The following is an 18,629-nucleotide window of genomic DNA, read 5'->3' as shown; positions in this document are numbered from 1 at the left end:
ATCGCCGTTTACACCTTGTGTCTCTCATCTCCAACTACAGGTGGATCGATGCCATCACGTAACTTTGAAACAAGCTCTAATCTTTTCATCCAGAACCGAGCGATAGGTCATTATCCGTAAAGTATTTAACGAGGTTGGATTGAAATTTGATAAATATTGATGTTGCTCAATATACTCCTGAATTACGTAGTCTTTTTTATAGTAGTTGTTTAGATACTCCATCGTAAGCTTGTTCTTATTATCTTTTTCAAATATTTCTTTACCATTGTTTAAGAAAACATTTACGTTTTTCCCGCCCGAACTATCAATAGAAGGCTTTAAAACTATTTTTTTATAGGGTTTAAGAATGTTGCTTAACTCGATATCATCAATAAGAATAAGGTTATAATTTAAATCAAGAAAAATGCCATCGATATTCCTCACAATACATCTTGGAAATACTTTAAATCCATGAAGAATATCATAGGAATTTTTTTCTGAATACGCCAGATTAAACACCCTTTTATTTAATAGAGGAAGAATAATGTTGATATAAATGTCATCCGGTACGAAATTAATGTCAGGATTGCATGAAAGAGTCGAATAAAGTCTATAGTATATTGGGGTAATTTTTTTCTGAAGAATTTTCCATTTTTCGATATGTTTATCTTCATTCGCAACTTTTAAAGAAAAATCAAACTTGGGATATAAACTTTTTGTGTACTTATTTATATAGATAGCCGACCTCTTTCTTCCTCTACCAAGCAAAGCTATTCTTATTTTACCTATTAAATAGTTCTTAAAGCGTTTCATATATTTTAATCAGTTTGGCGGTTAGTTTAGTAACATCATGATGCTTTTCAACAAATTTTCTGCTTTTTTCTCCTAGTTCCGGAAGCATATGTCTGTTACAAACCAGTTCTTTTAATACAAAATATATTGAATCTTTGTTAGCATTAACAATCGGTATTTCATCGGCGAAATCGATGTAATTAAAATATTTTGGGTCGATGTGGGCAACTACCGTTCGCCCTACAGCCATTGCTTCAATTGCTGCCGTTCCATACCAGCCGGCAATAATTTGATCAATAAAAATATCACACATGGAATATCTTTTTCTCAATTCATCATGTTTAACATCAACTATTAAATCAAAACGGATTTTCCATCCTTCCTTTTGCATCTTTTCTATTGCTTCAACAATGAATTCCGTCCCTTTGAATCGTTTATTCGTTGGCGCATGGGCAATAACAACATGGTCTTCAATGTGTTTTCTTTTAAAATCAAATAAGTTCAGGTCGATCGCCAAAGGAATAACCATAGCGTTTTTAACAAAAGGAGCATAATATGGCATACAAACAACTTGAAGATTTGTATATGGCGTTTCCTTTTTTAACCGTTTTATAACTTTTCTGTTTACCAATTCTGCATTGTATCCATAATGGGTGTACTTAGAATTATATATCACCACATCTCCGCCTAGATAGTGCATGATTATTTTTTTCCCAAATAGTTTGTAGAAAGGGAGGTCTCTCTGCTTGCGAAATAATGTTGTGCCATAATAAAAATGAAAAACATTAAACTTATAAAACCAATATAACTTCCTTATCCCGTTCCAAGTATATTTGAGTGCTTTTTGAATAATATTACCCTTATGTAGTAATTGCACATCAATCTGGCGTTTATAATTATCATGATAACAAGCAGATAATGCCTCTATTCCTTGTTTGCGGAGTTCTTTTGCAAAAAAACCAGCCTGTGTACCATAATTCACCAAGCCATGAAAAACTCTGAGTTTCTTCATTTCCCAGCTTTGATTTTAATGCTTTTAATTAATGCCTTTATTTCAAGTCTCTTATTCAGCTCTTTAAAGGAAAAGAAACAAGAACCGCCAATGATTGCAACTCCCGGAAAATAAGCTAGAGGCTTTTGAAATATATGAAAAACAGAAAAACTTGAAATTCCCAAAGCAAACTGAATTAAAAATATTTTGACTAATTCGCCATGCAGCGAAAATTCATATTTCCATCTCGCAAGAACATAAACCTGAAGAAAATAAATTATGTAGGCCGCCAGAAAGGAAATCCCAAGTCCCTTCAATCCTGCAATTTTATACCCGACAACATTAAATCCAAAAACATAAATGTTTGCGATCAGTTCATTCAAAAAAAAAGTGCGGGACGCCCCTTTAGCGAGAATAAGAAAGGCCAAAGCCCAGCTAATCGTCTTAAAATATATCCCCAGTGCAGCCCACTGAATCATTCCATAAATTGGAATGAATTTCGTGGAGTAAAGGAGGATTACAACATATTGAATGAAAACAATAAAAATTGCCAAAACGGGAGCAATTATCAATATGGCTATCTCGCTTTGCTGGTTAATAAGTTGAGCAGCCTTTTTATTGTCATAGGAAACACCGGAAAGCCGAGGATAGTAATCTGTGCTCATAGCGATAAAAACCATGCCGACATATGTATTGATTATTGCAAACCCTGCATTATATAAACCTACCTGATCCACACCCCCCGTATTGCTGATATAAATTCTAATTAGGTAGCTAGCTCCCATGGCAATAATCCCACTAAGACTCAGCAGGAAACCCATCGAAAGCATTCCTTTGCTTTCATTGATGACTGTTTCTTTATTGATTTCAACTTTTTTAATCATAACCTTTCTGGAAAAATACCAAGTGCGCAGAAGGGAAGCCATGGAGCTGACAATAATGGCCGGGACTATGCCATCAATTCCCCAGAAGTAATAAATTGGAACTGAAATGATTAATCCCAGCACTGCTCCCGATGCACTGGCTTTGGCCATGAGATTCAGCTGCCGCGTCCCTCGCAATATCACGCTTTGTCCTGTGCTTATCTGGTTCAGTAGAAGAGTGACGGATATCCAAATAAAAGCAAATGAATAATCGGCATTGCCAAAGGCGACCCGGCTCAGCCATTTTGAGCATACCAGAGTAATCAATGCCCCAAGGGTACCCGTGACCCAAACCAACCTTCTTAGGACATTTACAACTGTAGCAAGTCTGTTTTCATCTCCAGTCGCATGAGCAGCCGCAACATTTTTTATTGCGCTTGTTCCAAGACCAAAATTTGTCAATCCTGAAATTAGTCCGGTGGTTGAAAGGAGAAGTCCGTTTATCCCCATGCCTAAAGGCCCCAGCAATACAGCGACTGCTTTTGACCGAATAATGCCAATAATTATTTGAAATACCTGCACTCCGCCGAAAAGCGATGTGGCTTTCACGATTTGCCGGTAGGAAGATTGATTGTTTGTCAAAGCCTAATTGCGATGCTTATTAAATGTCATTCCCGAGTATTGCTTGTTAAAGCATTAATTGTAGAAACGATGGTTTCTATTTCTTCGCGAGATAATGTTGAGCTGATCGGCAAACTCAATACTTCTCTGTGAATTTCTTCCGTTATTGGAAAGCTTAGTTTGTTCGAATTCTTGTAAGCCATTTGTTTATGAGGTGGAATAGGATAATGAATTTGTGTTTGAATACCATTATTTGCCAAGTACTTTTGTAGTTCATCACGGCGTTTAAATCGGATTACGAAGAGGTGCCAGACATGATTTAAGGGCATTGGACACTGAAAATTGTCTTTAGGAGTTGTATCCGCATCAGATTTTTCAATGCATGGAAGAATAATGTCCGGATGCTTGATTGTTTGGCAATAATATCGTGCGATTTCCCGGCGGCATTGATTTTCCGCATCTAAATATTTGAGCTTTACGTCAAGAAACGCAGCTTGGAGTTCATCAAGACGGCTGTTGAATCCCTGGTAATCGTTCAGGTATTTTTTCTTGCTGCCGTAATTGCCCAAAGCACGAACAACTTCAGCCAGTTGGTCATCGTTTGTCGATACGGCGCCGGCATCCCCTAAAGCCCCGAGATTTTTCCCTGGGTAAAAGCTTATCCCCGCCGCATCGCCCAAAGACCCGGTTTTCTTTCCATCCCAAATCGCTCCAATTGCTTGGGCGTTGTCTTCAATAATTTTGAGGCTGTGTTTTTTTGCAATATTTTCAAGTTCACGGCTCCAACAAGCACGACCATATAAATGCACGATCAAAATACCTCTTGTTTGAGGAGTGATATGTTGCTCTATGAGGTTTAGATCGAGGTTAAATGTAGCTATATCCGGTTCAACTAAAACTGGTTTTAAGCGATTGTCCGTGACAGCAAGAATCGAAGCAATATAGGTATTTGCCGGGACGATAATTTCGTCCCCGTCATGAAATAAACCAAGTTCCTTATAAGCTCTCAAGATTAATCGAAGCGCATCCAGGCCGTTGCCTACCCCAATGGCATGTTTTACTCCGACATATGCTTCAAGATTTCTTTCAAAAGCATTTAGCCTTTCGCCCATTAAATACCAGCCTGAATCAATAACTTCTGAGGCAACTTGCTTCAACTTTTCTGCATACTGGGCATTGATTTTTTTCAAATCGAGAAATTTGATCATTTTTTCAGTGGTTTGGGCTCACTATTTACCCATATATATTGGGTCCCATCCTTATCCAGCATTTTAAGACTAAGCACTTTCCCTTCCTTAGTGACAAAGCCTCTTTTCCTTGCCGGGTTTCCATAAAATAGCGTGTAAGGTGGAACACTTCTAGTGACCACACTTCCGGCGCCAATCATAGCAAATATCCCTATTTCAATTCCTGCTAGCACGGTTGAATTGGCCCCAATACTCGCACCTTTTTTCAAAATGGTTTGGACAAATTTCTCGGGGTATTGTTTGGATCTCGGCAAGAGATCATTTGTAAATGTTACATTTGGCCCAATAAATACATTGTCTTCTATTCGCAATCCATCCCATAATTGAACTCCGGGCTTAATAGTTACATTATCTCCAATTACAACATCATTCTCAATGAATACATTGAAATTAATATTGCAGTTTCTTCCTATCCGAGCATCCTTTAAAATTACACAAAACTGCCAGATTGTAGTCCCCCCCCCAATTTCCTTGGTTTGAACTTCTGAAGTAGGGTGTATCTTAACGATCATTTCTATATTTTAGGTATTCGCAGTATTCTCTGATGTAATCTTCCGAATGATATAAATGGGAAGCCAGCACCAAGCATACTGCTCCAGAGGAGAATTCCAACAACTCGCGCCAAATACCAGGAACCACAAGCAATCCATAAGATGGCCTGTTCAAGGTTACAACTTTTCTATTGACTCCATCATCCAGTAATACATCAAATGATCCACTAGCTGCCACAATTAATTGCGATAAGTCCTTATGGGCATGGCCTCCGCGGTTTTCTCCACCGGGTATATCGTAAAGATAATACACTCGCTTCAGTTCGAAAGGCACATTTATCAATCCCTCTACAATAGTGATGTTACCCGCACGGTTATGAATCACATTCAAAGGCAGTACCGAACAGTTAAAAACGCTACTTGACATGCTTAATCCGGTATTCCAAGAATTCTTCGTAACCTCGGATATAATCCATCTTATTATATTGTGTAGAGCTGAGCACAAGCGCCAGGCTGTTCGTTGAGAAGTTGTTCATTTGCCTCCAGATCCCGGCCGGTAAATACAAGCCATAATAGGAACGATTGAGTGAAAAGGTTTTCTTGGCTTGGCCATCATCCACAACTACATCGAAACTGCCCGAAAGAGCTACGATCAACTCCTGCTGGACTTTAAAAGCATGGCCGCCTCGTACTTGACCGCCCGGAACATCATAGATCCAATAAATCCGCTCAATTTTAAACGGAATATGATTTTTTTCTTCTATAAAAGAAAGATTCCCGCGTGGGTCTTCAATCTTGGGGAGTTGGATTAGATGGGGCATTCTTTGTCATCTACTTATTAAACAATTTTCAAATTCTGTCCTAAAACCAACAGGCTACCGCCCTTGGAGCGGCGGCGCTCTTCGTTAAAGTTCTTCATCATTCTGCTCTCTGCCCCTCACCTAGGCGCAAGGGCAGATTCGCTGTCACTCACGGATCAGGCTTAAGGCAGCTTAATAACCTTATATTCTACAAACGTCCGGAAATTGAATCAAGGGATTGCCAAATCTCTGTCCGACACGACGATGCCGGGGACAAAGCCATTGGGAGCTGAGAGGTAATAAGGCGGACATATTCAATTTCAGTTTATTTTATCCGTTTTCGCCTCAAAATACTATAAAGCCAGTTTTCAGTTTGACCTTCCGGCCTCCCCCGGTATACAATGCTCCATCCCTGCCGGGAACATGGAGATAGCCGGAATGATGACACCTATGGGACCTGAACCCTCGATTCTCTTTGTCTGCACCGGAAACCGCTGCCGTTCGATCGCGGCGGCCGCCCTATGGAAGGCGCGCCTGCAGCAGCTCGACGAGAATTGGGCGGAATGGCGAATCTCCTCGGCCGGAACCTGGGCCGAGGAGGGCGAGCCGCCGCCGAGAGCGCTCCTCTCCATGCTTCTCGAACGGGGGCTCGACGTCGGCGGACAGAAAAGCCGGCGGCTGACCCGGGACCTGATGGCCGCCCATCGCCTGGTTCTGGTCATGGAGCCCGGCCACAAGGAAGCCCTGGGCGTGGAGTTTCCCGAGCTGAAGGACAGGGTTTACCTGTTGAGCGAGATGGCCGGACACTCGAGCCCGGTCGCGGACCCGGAGGGCGGCGATCCGGAAGCCTTCGCCGCCTGCATCGAGGACATCGAGGCGCTGCTTGACCAAGGCGAAGATCGCATCATGGCGCATGCCCGTGGGCATGCCTGAGGGATAGAGGGATGGAGAATAAATTGAGAAAAAGAGATATTGGGGAACCCGTTATCGATGAACCCGAATTGGATTTACAGCCCTACCTGGCCCTGGCCTGGCACTGGGCTTGGCTGTTCATTCTTGCAGCCCTGTTGGGAGGCGCGGCGGGTTATCTGAACAGCCGGCGCCAGATACCCATTTACGCCTCGTCGACGACCGTGATGATCGATGCGGCACCGACGTCGCGGGCCGCGGATTACTCCTCGATCTATCTCAGCGAGCGCCTTTCGGACACCTACTCCATTCTCATGCTCAACCGCCCGATCCTGGAAAAGGTCCGGGAGGAGCTGGGAATGACGGACCTCGAAACCCAGGGCATCGAAATCAACAAGATCCCGAACACGCAGTTGCTCAATATCCGGGTTCTTCATGCCGACAGGAAATTGGCGGCCGAGATCGCCAACAAGCTGGTTGAGGTCTTCGGCCAGGAGGTCGTGAAGATGCAGTCGGAACGTTACGCGGTTTCCAAGGCCAGCCTGCAGTCCCAGATCACCGACATGGAGGAACAACTCGAGGAAACGGCGGGACAGATCCGGCAGATCCGGAATGAGGCCGAAAGAGCCAACCTGGAGCAAAAACAGACGCTCTACAAGCAGATCTATTCCAACCTGCTCATGAGCCTCGAACAAGTGCGCCTGGCCGAGGCTCAGACCATCTCGAACATCGTCCAAGTGGAGTCCGCCCTTCCCGGGGGGCAGGTGAGCCCCCGGGTCAGGCGGTCGGCGATCCAGGCGGCCCTCTTCGGACTCCTTCTGGCGGTCGGGCTGGTCTTCGGATTGAACTTCCTGGACAACACGGTCAAGAACCCGGATGTCTTGTCGCGCCGCCTGGGCCTGTCCACGCTGGGCATGATCGCCAGCCACGAGACGCGGCCCGGGCAGGTCGTCACGATCAAGCATCCGCGATCGCCGGTTTCCGAGGCCTTCCGGGCGCTCCGCACGAATGTGCGCTTCGCGGGCGTGGACCGTCCGCTTCGAAAACTGATGGTGACCAGCCCGATGCATGAAGAGGGCAAGACCACGATCTCGGCCAACCTGGCCGTCGTCCTCGCCCAGAGCGGCGAGCGCGTCACCCTCGTGGACTCCGACCTGAGGCGCCCGATGGTCCACAAGACCCTGGGCCTTCGCGACGGAACCGGGCTGAGCGGGCTTTTCGTGCAGGATACGCCGGATATCGAGAAGGCCATGACGCCGGCCGGTATCGCCGGATTGCGGGCGGTCCTGTCGGGCGCGCTGCCGCCCAACCCCTCTGAACTCCTGGGGTCGAACAAGATGAAGGAGATCCTTGACAGGATGCTGGAGTCGAGCGACATCGTGATTCTGGACACGCCGCCCATCATGTCGGTGACGGACGCGGCCGTGCTGGCCAGTCAGGTCGACGCCGTGCTGGTGGTTTTCAGGCCGGGGGCGACCAAGACGTCCGTCCTGACCCAGGCCGTCGAACAGTTGCGGCTGGTCAACGCCAACCTGATCGGGCTGGTCGCCAACAACGTCAACATGGCCCGTGTGGGCTACAACACGTATTATTACCGCAGGTATTACAGCAAGTATGCCTATTACTCGGAGGAGGCGCGGGGGGGGTGGAAGGCCAACACGCGCCGGCTGGCGAAGAAGATCGCCCGGAAGACGGGGTTGAAGAAAAGGGCTTGAGGGCGGAAGAGCAAAAGCCGTTGGCCGGAACCGATGAGAAGACGCGGACGCGGCTTCTTGCGCTGTTGAGTTATGGGGGACTCTCGGATACTGCGGAGCGAACGCTTGCAGGGGCGGCGGAATGGGGGGACGAGGACTGGGAAAACCTGCGATTGACGGCCCGGCGGCATGGGCTGACCCCCCTTCTCTATTCGCGGCTGAAGGAACGCCTGCCGGCCGGGACGGTCCCGGCAAAGACGATGGAGGCCCTGAAGACCGATTTCTTCACGAACGCCGCGGCCCAGATGCGCCGCTTTCATTTTCTGGGGAGAATGCTGGACGCGTTTCGGGAGAGGGGCGTTCCGGTCATCGTTCTCAAGGGTGGATGGCTGGCCGAGGCCGTCTACGGCGATCCGGCCCTGAGGACAATGGACGACGTCGATCTTCTGGTCCGGCGGGAGGACATCAAAAAGGCGGACGAGGTCATGGCGGGGGCGGGATGTTCCCTTCTGGAATCCGGGCTGGTCGCCTCGGAGGGCGAAAACGAATTTCATTACAGACACCGGACGACGAACACGCTGATCGAAATGCATTGGGATCTCTTCCTGCCCATCTACCCCTTCGCCATGACCTCGGAGGAGGTTTGGGCGGCGGCCGTTCCGGCGACGATCGCGGGAAGCGGGGCGTTTGCGCTCACGCCCGAGGACATGCTGCTTCATGTGGCGATCCATGCCTCCAATCACTGTTACGACTTCGGATTGAAACCGCTCTGCGACATCGCCGAGATGCTGGCGCGGCTGCAGATCGACGCGGAAACGTTTCTTGAGAAGATGGAGCGTTACCGGGCTGTGCATGCAGCGGGACTGCCGATTCTTCTGGCGCACCGGCTGCTGGGGGCGCAGGTCCCGGAGGCGGTGCTGGAGCGGTTGAAGCGGGAGAAGCCGCCGGAGAAGCTGTGGGCGGCCGCGGTCGAGGCGGTCTTTCTGGAGCGCCCGGGGAGGGGGAAAGGCGAGGCGGTGCGGCCGAACATGCTCCTTTTCATGGGGCGGAAGAGCCTGGGGGGGAAGCTGCGGCTGGCACTGAAAAAGGCCTTTCCGCCGGCGAAAACGGTTGCGGTCGAATTCGGGTTGAATCCGGGATCGGCGCGGGTGTGGCTTTCCTATCCGCGGTGGATCCGGAAGCTTTATCGGGAGAACGCAGCAGCGATCAAGGGATATTTCGGGGGGCTGGCCAGGGGGCGGACGGCGGAGCCGGACGACACAGCGAGTCTTATGGACTGGCTGATGCGGAGCTGAATCCGCTGAAACGGCCGTCGATTGCCTTTAAACCCGCCGTGTGCTAGATTTTTATCAGGTTCGAATGATATCCAAAAAATACGCTGATCGTAATGCCGCGCGCGGGAGGGCGAGTGAAGCGGTCTTTTTCAGGCGGGTCGCTGCATTTGTTGCGGCGGTTGGGATGATCTTTGCTTTTGCGGCGTTGAGTGCTCCCGCCGGGTTTGCATGGGAAGGCGATTGCCCGGATGCGGTGATTTTCACGGCGGCCTGCCTGAATTCAGTCGGCTCTGTATTGACGGATCAAGCTGAGGGCCGGAATGAGATGCCCGGATCGAAGGATGTGTGCGATCCGGAAGAATCGGCGGAAATCGCAGAAAAGACCGGCGAAGCCGAAAGCCGGGAGATAGCAGCAGCCGGCACGATCATTGAGAAGAATCCCGAGACTCAGGAAAAGACGGCGGAACAGGAGAAAAAAGCCCAGGAGAAGAAGGAAGAGGAAAAAAAGGGCGGGGAGGCTGAGAAAGCGGAGAAGGCGGAGACGGAAGCGCAGGAAAAAGAAGAAAAGAAGCCGGACAAGAAAGAGGCGGCCGAGAAGGCCGCGGCTGAAGCCGCAACGGCCGCTGCGGCGACGGCGGCAGCAGGGACTGAGACCGCCCAAACCCTGACGACGACCGAGGCAGGCGGCGTCCGGGTCATCGCCAAGATCCACGAGAAGACCCCCGAGCGCATCTTCGCGCTGGGTGAGGTCGAGGTCCATTACAGAACGGCCAAGCTCTTCGCCGACCGGGTCGAGCTCGATCCCATCAACCGGGACGTCCGGGCCGAGGGCAACGTCGTCCTCCAGCTTCCGAACGAGGTCATCACCTCGCAGCACATCTTCTTCAACCTGGACGAGGCCGTGGGGAACATGGAGAACGTCCGGGGCATGATCCAGCCGTCGGTATACTACCGGGCCGAGACGTTGGAGAAGAAGCCGGACAACCTCTACTCGCTGACAAGCGCCCAGGTGACGTCGTGCTCGCAGCCGACGCCGCGCTGGGAATTCACGTTTTCGCGGGCTAATTTGAAGAAGGGCGACTATGTCGAGATGTGGAACGCCGTCTTCCGGTTGAAGAAGGTGCCGATTTTCTATCTGCCGTATATGCGCTATCCGCTGGAGCGGGAGCGGACGACGGGCTTTCTGATGCCCTCGATCGGGTTTTCGGGGCCGAAGGGATTCACGCTCTCCCAGAGCTTTTATTGGGCGATGGCCCGGAATATCGACGCTACGGTTACGGCTGATTTGTACTCGGCGCGGGGGATGGGGGGCGGATTGGAGTTCCGCTATCTCTTCGGCGACGGGACGCAGGGGGACGCCAAGCTGTATGGGTTCACGTTCTGGCAGGACGAGCTGGGGCAGAAGCCCGACAACGCCTATATTTTGCGGCTCAACCACAGCCAGACACTGCCTCTGGGTTTCCGGCTGGCGGCCGATGTGGATCTGCAGTCGTCCTTCGATTTTTTGCGGGAGTTCGACAACAATTTCCGGCGGGCCGTGATCTCGAACCGGCGGTCGCAGGCCTTCATCAGCCGCTCGTGGAGCGGATTCAGCCTCAGCGCTCGGGTATCGCGGTTCGAGACCTATTTTGCGCAGATCGGGACGGGGATTGTGACAAGGAATCTGCCGCAGATCAGCTTTTCGAGCTTCAAGATCCCGCTGTTCAATCCGGTGTTTCTGTCGTTCAACAGCGCGTTCACGAGCTGGGAGTACGGCTGGTCCGATCAGTATGAGGCCGGAACCCAGAGGAAATCCTCCAACCTGTCCTTCAGCCCGACGCTGTCGGCGCCGTTTTCGCTTATTCCCTGGCTGACGCTCAACTCGCAGGTGACGGGCAACTTCGTCTATCATTTCCAGAGCTATCAGGCGAATACGCGGAATATTATCAGCGAGCCGCTGTTGCAGAGGAATGTGGTGATGCGATTCGATCTGGTCGGGCCGGTCTTCAACAGGATTTTCCGGGATGGGCAGGGCGAGGCCAAGGTCAAACATATCGTCGAGCCGTATGCGTCGTACAACTTCGACAGCCCGGTTGCGGACGCGAATCGGATCATCACGGCGTCGGGGATGTTTTTCCGCTATCACCAGGTAAGCTATGGGTTGAGAAACCGTTTTCTGGTGAAGCAGGCGGGGCGGACGCGGGAGGCGGTTTCGGTGGGGGTGGGGCAGACGTATTATTTTGCGTATGAGGACAGCCCGCTCAGCCGATACAGGATCGACGGCGAGATTCCGCGGTTTTCCGAGATCTCGGGGTTTGTGCGCTATCGACCGGTCGGGGCCGTGACGCTGGACGCGTCGGCGGGGTATAACCCGTATACCAAGCAGGTGGGGAGCCTGAGGCTGGGGGCGGGGCTGGGATCGCAGGCGACGGATAACGCCTTCATGTCGGTCAACTGGTACAAGAGCATGAACAGCTGGCGGGAGAATCTGGGGGGATGGGAACAGTATTATTTCCGGCATCAGATCGGGGTGTCGGGGGGATTGAAACTTCCGAGGGCGGGGTTGGAGCTGATGGGGGACGTGGATTTCAACATCCAGGAAAAGAGTTTGCTTTATGCGGCGGCTTCGATCCTCTACCACTACCAGTGCATCGACATCGGGGCCGAGGTCAAGGTGTTTTATTTTCGGTATATGGATCAGCCGGACGTGCAGTTCCGGATCAATCTGGGGCTGGGGAACATCGGGAAGACGACGGACTTCCTCGGCGGCTTCGATTTTTAAGGCTGCTTTGGCTGCTGGATATTTCACATAATAAAGAAGTTATGCGTAAAAAGTGCGTTTTTTTGGGAAATTATTCAGCAATCTCTTTATTTTCAACAATATCCAGCAGCCAAAGCAGCCTTGTTCCGGCAGGCGGGGTTATGTATAATGCGAATAATCAGGAGACAGGACAATGACGGAGAGGACACTCGAGGGGAAAACGCTCGTCGTGACAGGCGGTGCAGGGTTTATAGGCAGCAACTTCATCCGCATGATGCTGGCGCGGTATGAGGGCTTGCGGATTATCAATCTGGACAAGCTGACCTACGCCGGAAACCTGGACAATCTTCAGGATGTTGAGGACAACGAGCGGTATGAGTTCAAGAAGGGCGACATCCGGGATCGGGACACGGTGGCGGAGGTTTTTGGGAAGGCCCAGGCGGTTGTGCATTTCGCTGCGGAGACGCACGTCGACCGGTCGATTCTGGACGCCGGCGAGTTCGTCATGACCGATGTTTACGGGACGTATGTGCTGCTCGAGGCGCTGCGGAACGCGCCGGAGATCGAGATTTTCGTGCATATATCGACGGACGAGGTTTACGGAAGCCGCGACGAGGGGTTTTTCCGGGAGGACGACGCGATCGATCCGTCGTCGCCTTACGCGGCGAGCAAGGCCGGGGCGGACCGGATGGCGCGGGCGTTTTTCGTGACGTACGGGTCGCCGGTCGTGATCCTGCGGCCGTCCAATAACTTTGGGCCGTACCAGTATCCGGAGAAGTTCATCCCGCTGTTCGCGACGAATGCGCTGGAGGATAAGCCGCTGCCGCTCTATGGGCAGGGGACGAATGTGAGGGACTGGTTGTACGTCGAGGATTGCTGCCGGGCGGTGGAAACGCTGCTGCTGCGGGGAGAGCCGGGGGAGGCCTATAACGCGGGGGCCGGGAACGAGGCGCAGAACGTCGAGGTGGCCGGGAAGATCGTGGATATTCTGGGGAAGCCGCGCGACCTGATCAAGCTCGTGCCGGATAGGCTGGGGCATGATCGGCGGTATGCGGTGGATTCGGAGAAGATCGGGGCGCTGGGGTGGCGGCCGGAGGCGCGGTTTGAGGAGGCGTTGGAGACGACGGTGAAGTGGTACGCCGAAAACGGTGAATGGTGGAAGAAGATCAAGGAGAAGAGCGCCGACTACCGCCGCTTCTACGACATCTACTACAAATCCCGCTCTTAAATCCCTGCTTTGGCTGCTGGATATTGTTGATAATATATAGTTTGCTGATTTTTTGCCCGAAAAAACGCACTTTTAGCGCTTAATTTGTTTATTTTGTGAAACATCCAGCAGCCAAAGCAGGCTGATATCAGCGACGAAGACCGGGCTGAGCGACCTCTTTCATGCTGATATTCTGGGTGTGAATGACCTGGCCGACCCTAATTTCCGGGTCCCATTTCTTAAAGATCAACCGGAACCCTCTGTCATCCTGGAGCAACCTGCTTTCCCTTGTGCCGATCTTCTGCAGTTTGATGGTTCCCGGCGAGACCCGGCCTTTTCCAAAAGATCCGAATTCGGCGATCTTCACATTTCCGCTGAAGAGTTCGACCTGAACCTGCTCCTGCAGATTGGCTTTGGCGAAGATTTCACGGATTTTTCCCAGATCGAATTCGGGCGGACAACTCAGACATGGGTTCGGGAACGGTCGAGGATTTTTGATCCGCCACCACTCGACAACTTGGAGGGGTCTCAAGAAATCCCTCAAATTCTTAAACGGATCAGGCGCGTCACAATTCCGGATCTCGAAGACAGGGCTGAGACCCAAGACTGAAGTTTGCCATTCAAAAACAGCGACGGTGCTGACCAGCACTCGGTATTTCCCCGGAGGAATAGAAGCGGGAACCGTCCACTTGTATTCCCGGCTTGTGTGTCCGACACTTGCAATATGATGGACATTCTTCGTTCCGGTGCTGTCCATGAGAGTGATGCCGAACCCCTCAGCTAACTCAATCGTCCAAGCGATGATATAGGGTTTTTCCAAACACCAGATGTCTCCCTGAGACGGTCTCGTGACGGTTAAGACACTCCGGATTTCGAAGACAGGGCTGAGAGCCACGACTGAAGTTTGCCATTCAAAAACAGCAACGGTTCTGACCCGCACTCTGTAATTTCCTGCGGGAATGGAATTGGGAATTGTCCACTTGTATTCCCTGATGTTTTGTCCGGCGCTTGTAATATGATGGACGGTCTTCGTTCCTGTGTTGTCCATGAGATCGATCTGGAAACCTTCGGCAGAATCGATAGTCCAAGCGATCGTATACGTTTTTCCCAAGTGCCAGATGTTTCCAAGGGCCGGGCTTGTGACAACTAAGCCATTGCTGACGGCAAACTTCGGGTCGGCGCCGTCATTCCCATCGCCGGGCGGTTGGGAAGTCGCCGCGATGCTCTGCGAAAACACCAATGCCGCGCAGACCAAGACACAAAACAGACCTTTCCGACTCATAACCATTCCTCCTTTGCTAATTAGAAGACACTTTCTTAACAATATGGGTGTCATACCTTTAAAAGTCAAGCCTTTTTCCCATTTTCTTCTCTACTCTGGCTGCTGGATGTTGTTGATAATGAATAGTTTACTGAATTTTTGCCCGAAAAAACGCACTTTTTACGCTTAATTTATTTATTTTGTGACACTTCCAGCAGCCAGAGCAGCTTGAGCCTAGTATTGCGGCTCCGACTCTCTGAGAACATGACTTCCGGAATCCACGCATACCTGCCTGTGAATGACTCTGATTCCCAACCTGCCGCGAAATTGATCGACAAACTCTTCATTGCCGACGGCGAGGCTTTCCGTCCACTTTGCTTGTCTTTTCAGGTCGCCCAGACGCAATTCTTTTTCGATCATATCACGATAGATGTTACGAAGCCCTGGGAGACTCTTGATATTCAGGATACTTTTAAGAAGATCGAGATCAATGAGACATGATTCAGGATCCCGATTTTTATTCATTTCTTGATATCCGCAATAATGCCAATCGGCGGGATGTTTTACGACTCCGGCTCGGACCATGTTGAGGTCGATATAGACAAGACATTTCCAGAGATGGACTCCGGTTTCGACGGCCGTTGCATGGTAGTTTCCGTCCCAGAAAGCGCCCGATCTGCTGTTTCTGAGATTATATTCCCGTGCCGTCCGGCTTTCGGCAAGCTGCATCGATCGCGGGATGACCTTGCGGCGCCCCTCGTCAAAAACAAGTAAATGTATATGATTCGAGGTGACGGCGTAATTCAGAATGCGTAATCCATACTTGATCATTGCTCGATGAATCCAGTTCATCCAATTTCGTTTGTCACAATCCTTTTCAAGCAGGTACTCTTTGTTATGGCAACGATGGGTCAGGTGCCAGGCGTATCCAGGAATATAATAAAGCTTCCCACGGCTCATTCTATTATGAAGACGTTTTCGGCAGCCTTTTTTTCTCGCTACTCTGGCTGCTGGATGTTGTTGATAATGAATAGATTACTGAATTTTTGCCCGAAAAAACGCACTTTTTACGCTTAATTTATTTATTTTGTGACACTTCCAGCAGCCAGAGCAGGGTGAGGGGACCGAGGTAGAGGTTGCGGTCGGCGCCGGTGCGGGGGTTGTGGAAGTTGTTTTTGAACTCGACGCTCAGGAGATGTTCGCCCGGCCCCATCTCGGGATAAAGGACGACGTTCACCCAATCGGCGCTCCGGACAAACGTCCGGCCGATGAGACGCCCGTTCAGCCGGATAAGGGCGAACGGCCAGATCCCCGCGGCCCGGTCGCCTCTCATTTGAAGGACAAGCGCCGCGCTCTTCCCTTCGCCCACCCCCGGCTCGAACCGGAACCTCAGCCGGGCCGCGGCATTTCCGGCCAGCAGACTGCCCCACGGCCCCTCCCAACGCTCGGTATCATGGGTCTCGCTCCGGACCGTGAATTCCGGCGCCGGCGGCTCTTTATGATGCCGGTACCACGGCTCCCCCATGGCGAAACCGAGTTCACGCGGATCGGGAACGCCCAGGTCACGTTGCGGACTCCAGGTTCGATCCGCTTCGATGAGCAGGCGGACCACATCCCCATCCCCGCGTCCACTCGGAATCTCGATCTCCGTCCAGTCCTTGTCACGCTGCACGTGTTCGAGGAGAACCTCCGTCGGATGAAAAATCCGGTCGGCCCGGCAGATCCGGATCACGACCGGGCGCCCCGCGATATCCGGATGCATGGCCGTCACGGGAAGAACCAGCGGAACACCCAAGTCCGGCAGGACCAGCCCGACGCGTTTCCCCGACCACCGGAAATCAAATCCCCGCTCGTTCCTCTCCCGTCCGTAAAACCCGAAATCCTGGACCCAGCCGAAGTCCGCCGTTCTCTGTTCGATGGACAGCGGCCCGAGCGAGTTCCGGAAATGAACGGCGCCGAACAGGAAAACCCCCAGGCCCGCCCCAACCAGTCCGGCCGCGCCCGCAGCTCTTTTTCGCTTCCCGGCCCGAGCCCCGCCCGTCTTCTCCGTTCGCACTCTCTCCCCTTCCCGGCACGCATCTTCCGCAGCGGCTGTTCTCTCCACCCGGGTCCCAATTCCCACAACTCCCGCTTGACTCTCCCCTCCCGTTTTCTCAGGCCCGGTCCTGTCTTCAGCATTGCCCTCCGTCATCCGGAACAGCAGTCCGGCCAGAAGCCAGAAAAAGGCCGTGACTTCAAAGCTTCCGATAAACGTGTGAAACAGAAAGACCGCATACAAAGCGGCCAGCCCGGACACCACACCGAGAGCCGCATAATCCACCGCCCGTGACTTGACCGTCCGGATCATCCGCACGGTAATCCCGCCGAAAATCCATAGCGCCAAAACAATCCCCGGCAGCCCCAGCTCGGCCCCAATCTGCAGAAAATAGTTGAGCGCCGAATCCGTATGCACCCTGACTCTCCCCTCCGCCGCCAGAAAATTGGGCAGCTCGACGATATAAGCGCCCACACCGACTCCGGAAAGCGGGAATGCGGCCGTCATCCGAATCGCCGTGCTCCAGAGAGTCAGGCGGAAGTTGAAAAAATCGTCCACCGCAAGGTCGCCCCTGAAAACGTCCACGCTCCAGGCCATCCTCTCGGACAGCGTGGAATCCAGAGAGCCCACAAGCAAAACGGCCGTGACGAAGACGACCGCAACCGCCATGACGGCGATCGCCGCCTTGACTCCCCGCCGCCACGGATGTTTCGCGCCTTTTCGCCGCGCCAAGGCAAAAGCGGCCGCCGCCCAGAACACCGCCAGACCGACCGCAAGCCCGATCAACCCGCTTCTCGATCCCGCATAGGGAATCGCGGCCAACCCCAGAGCGGCCGCGGCCAGCGTGAGAGCCTTCCCTTTCCATCCCCGCGCCGCCAGGGCCAGTCCGACCGCGATGGGAACGAATGCGGCCAGAAATCCGGCCAGGGAATTGGGGTCCTTGAACGTGCCGTTGATTTGGCCTTTTGCGATCCATCTCGGCATATTGCCGAGCGCCGGCGCCAGCCACGCCTGGTACAAGGCGAACACCAGGGCCGGGACGGCTGTAACAGTCATCGTCCGCAGCAGCTTTTCCGAAAAGGCCCGCCCGCCGGACGACCGCCAAACGGCGGTAAAGACCAGAAAGCCCGTCAGATAACTCAATCCGCTGAAAACGGCGCTCATGACCGCCCCTCCGGCCCGAACGCCGGAGACATTGACGACAAGTTCAAGAAACTCCCGCACCGCAAAGGGATAGAAGCCTGCATAGCGGAATACCGTGATGACGCCCGACAGGAAAACCAGGACGGCGAAGACCGCAATGGGACGTCCCAAGGGCAAAGCTCCCGCCCCAACCCGGACGTGGTCTCCGGTGTCGCCCCCTGTCCCGCCCATCCCCTCCGACTCCCTGAAAAACGCCGCCCGCACCGTCAATCCCAGCCCAAAAACCAGAATGAGAGGCAGGGCCGTCGGCGCGTGGGGGATTTCTTCGTAGATACCGAAAAAGTAGGGCAGATTGTTGACGAGCGGCAGGGTAAAAACCAGGGCTGTCAGGCCGCGCTCCAATCCCGACACAGCCAGCAGAAACACGGCCGCCAGGACCGGGGCCAAAAAAGCCTGGAAACCGGGGACGAGCGGAACGTACTTATAATAAAAAAACGCGAAGGCCGCCGCCCCGATCACGGCCACCGTCCCGGCCGCGACCCGTTTCCGGAGGCCGCCGCCCCCTCTGTCCGGCCGGTTCAC

At 52.2% G+C, this 18,629-nt stretch carries 16 protein-coding genes; 5 read left to right on the top strand and 11 right to left on the bottom strand.

The window, feature by feature from the left end; all coding sequences use genetic code 11:
* Positions 1-54 precede the first annotated feature (54 nt).
* Genes SCM96_09695 through SCM96_09665 form a run of 7 tightly spaced genes read right to left on the bottom strand, consistent with a single transcriptional unit; the run spans position 55 to position 5,805 of the window.
* The gene (locus SCM96_09695; GenBank protein MDW7760898.1) at positions 55-792 is read right to left on the bottom strand and encodes a sugar-transfer associated ATP-grasp domain-containing protein; all 738 of its coding nucleotides are present in this window, start codon (positions 790-792) and stop codon (positions 55-57) included.
* Positions 779-1,783 (bottom strand): glycosyltransferase, encoded by a 1,005-nt coding sequence (locus tag SCM96_09690; protein ID MDW7760897.1) that lies wholly within the window; start codon positions 1,781-1,783, stop codon positions 779-781. The genes SCM96_09695 and SCM96_09690 overlap by 14 nt, the downstream gene beginning before the upstream one ends.
* The gene (locus SCM96_09685; GenBank protein ID MDW7760896.1) at positions 1,780-3,234 is read right to left on the bottom strand and encodes an O-antigen translocase; all 1,455 of its coding nucleotides are present in this window, start codon (positions 3,232-3,234) and stop codon (positions 1,780-1,782) included. The genes SCM96_09690 and SCM96_09685 overlap by 4 nt, the downstream gene beginning before the upstream one ends.
* A 59-nt stretch (positions 3,235-3,293) precedes the next feature.
* Positions 3,294-4,454: a DegT/DnrJ/EryC1/StrS family aminotransferase gene (locus SCM96_09680; GenBank protein ID MDW7760895.1), complete on the bottom strand. Its 1,161-nt coding sequence runs from the start codon at positions 4,452-4,454 to the stop codon at positions 3,294-3,296.
* Entirely contained in the window at positions 4,451-5,005 is a 555-nt protein-coding gene (locus SCM96_09675; protein MDW7760894.1) for an acyltransferase, read from the bottom strand. Before SCM96_09675 ends, SCM96_09680 begins: the two co-directional genes overlap by 4 nt.
* Entirely contained in the window at positions 4,995-5,411 is a 417-nt protein-coding gene (locus SCM96_09670) for an FdtA/QdtA family cupin domain-containing protein (GenBank protein ID MDW7760893.1), read from the bottom strand. The genes SCM96_09675 and SCM96_09670 overlap by 11 nt, the downstream gene beginning before the upstream one ends.
* The gene (locus SCM96_09665; protein ID MDW7760892.1) at positions 5,401-5,805 is read right to left on the bottom strand and encodes an FdtA/QdtA family cupin domain-containing protein; all 405 of its coding nucleotides are present in this window, start codon (positions 5,803-5,805) and stop codon (positions 5,401-5,403) included. Before SCM96_09665 ends, SCM96_09670 begins: the two co-directional genes overlap by 11 nt.
* 417 nt (positions 5,806-6,222) lie before the next feature.
* On the opposite strand from SCM96_09665, the gene SCM96_09660 reads away from it, so the two are divergent.
* Genes SCM96_09660 through SCM96_09650 form a run of 3 tightly spaced genes read left to right on the top strand, consistent with a single transcriptional unit; the run spans position 6,223 to position 9,682 of the window.
* A complete protein-coding gene (locus tag SCM96_09660; protein MDW7760891.1) occupies positions 6,223-6,717 on the top strand; it encodes a hypothetical protein in 495 nt (164 codons plus the stop codon).
* A 23-nt stretch (positions 6,718-6,740) separates the two neighbouring features.
* Positions 6,741-8,408: a polysaccharide biosynthesis tyrosine autokinase gene (locus SCM96_09655; GenBank protein ID MDW7760890.1), complete on the top strand. Its 1,668-nt coding sequence runs from the start codon at positions 6,741-6,743 to the stop codon at positions 8,406-8,408.
* The gene (locus SCM96_09650) at positions 8,339-9,682 is read left to right on the top strand and encodes a nucleotidyltransferase family protein (protein ID MDW7760889.1); all 1,344 of its coding nucleotides are present in this window, start codon (positions 8,339-8,341) and stop codon (positions 9,680-9,682) included. Before SCM96_09655 ends, SCM96_09650 begins: the two co-directional genes overlap by 70 nt.
* Before the next feature lie 54 nt (positions 9,683-9,736).
* Here SCM96_09650 and SCM96_09645 read toward each other — a convergent pair whose 3' ends face one another.
* Positions 9,737-9,925, bottom strand: coding sequence for a hypothetical protein (locus tag SCM96_09645; GenBank protein MDW7760888.1), 189 nt, complete (start codon positions 9,923-9,925; stop codon positions 9,737-9,739).
* A 61-nt stretch (positions 9,926-9,986) separates the two neighbouring features.
* On the opposite strand from SCM96_09645, the gene lptD reads away from it, so the two are divergent.
* Together lptD and rfbB are read left to right on the top strand one after the other, a co-directional pair.
* The gene (gene lptD / locus SCM96_09640; protein MDW7760887.1) at positions 9,987-12,422 is read left to right on the top strand and encodes an LPS assembly protein LptD; all 2,436 of its coding nucleotides are present in this window, start codon (positions 9,987-9,989) and stop codon (positions 12,420-12,422) included.
* Positions 12,423-12,594: 172 nt separating this feature from the next.
* Positions 12,595-13,629, top strand: a complete 1,035-nt coding sequence (gene rfbB, locus SCM96_09635; protein MDW7760886.1) for a dTDP-glucose 4,6-dehydratase — start codon at positions 12,595-12,597, stop codon at positions 13,627-13,629.
* 127 nt (positions 13,630-13,756) lie between these two features.
* Here the strand turns inward: rfbB and SCM96_09630 are convergent, their stop codons facing one another.
* The 3 genes from SCM96_09630 to SCM96_09620 all read right to left on the bottom strand — a co-directional run bounded on the left by SCM96_09630 (position 13,757) and on the right by SCM96_09620 (position 18,629).
* Positions 13,757-14,890 carry a Ser-Thr-rich GPI-anchored membrane family protein gene (locus SCM96_09630; GenBank protein MDW7760885.1) on the bottom strand — a complete coding sequence of 378 codons (1,134 nt, stop codon included), beginning with the start codon at positions 14,888-14,890 and terminating at the stop codon, positions 13,757-13,759.
* A gap of 213 nt (positions 14,891-15,103) precedes the next feature.
* Entirely contained in the window at positions 15,104-15,829 is a 726-nt protein-coding gene (locus SCM96_09625) for a transposase (protein MDW7760884.1), read from the bottom strand.
* A 118-nt stretch (positions 15,830-15,947) separates the two neighbouring features.
* A complete protein-coding gene (locus tag SCM96_09620; GenBank protein MDW7760883.1) occupies positions 15,948-18,629 on the bottom strand; it encodes an O-antigen ligase family protein in 2,682 nt (893 codons plus the stop codon).

It is taken from the genome of Acidobacteriota bacterium, from assembly GCA_033549365.1.
In the GTDB taxonomy this organism is placed as follows: Bacteria; Acidobacteriota; Aminicenantia; order Aminicenantales; family Saccharicenantaceae; genus JAWSUF01.
This window is presented reverse-complemented; position numbering and strand designations above follow the sequence as displayed.

Bases quoted from the DNA above. Each gene is read 5' to 3' on its own strand.
- SCM96_09695 (MDW7760898.1), bottom strand. From the start codon at position 792: ATGAAACGCTTTAAGAACTATTTAATAGGTAAAATAAGAATAGCTTTG.
- SCM96_09690 (MDW7760897.1), bottom strand. From the start codon at position 1,783: ATGAAGAAACTCAGAGTTTTTCATGGCTTGGTGAATTATGGTACACAG.
- SCM96_09680 (MDW7760895.1), bottom strand. From the start codon at position 4,454: ATGATCAAATTTCTCGATTTGAAAAAAATCAATGCCCAGTATGCAGAA.
- SCM96_09675 (MDW7760894.1), bottom strand. From the start codon at position 5,005: ATGATCGTTAAGATACACCCTACTTCAGAAGTTCAAACCAAGGAAATT.
- SCM96_09670 (MDW7760893.1), bottom strand. From the start codon at position 5,411: ATGTCAAGTAGCGTTTTTAACTGTTCGGTACTGCCTTTGAATGTGATT.
- SCM96_09665 (MDW7760892.1), bottom strand. From the start codon at position 5,805: ATGCCCCATCTAATCCAACTCCCCAAGATTGAAGACCCACGCGGGAAT.
- SCM96_09660 (MDW7760891.1), top strand. From the start codon at position 6,223: ATGATGACACCTATGGGACCTGAACCCTCGATTCTCTTTGTCTGCACC.
- lptD (MDW7760887.1), top strand. From the start codon at position 9,987: ATGCCCGGATCGAAGGATGTGTGCGATCCGGAAGAATCGGCGGAAATC.
- rfbB (MDW7760886.1), top strand. From the start codon at position 12,595: ATGACGGAGAGGACACTCGAGGGGAAAACGCTCGTCGTGACAGGCGGT.
- SCM96_09630 (MDW7760885.1), bottom strand. From the start codon at position 14,890: ATGAGTCGGAAAGGTCTGTTTTGTGTCTTGGTCTGCGCGGCATTGGTG.
- SCM96_09625 (MDW7760884.1), bottom strand. From the start codon at position 15,829: ATGAGCCGTGGGAAGCTTTATTATATTCCTGGATACGCCTGGCACCTG.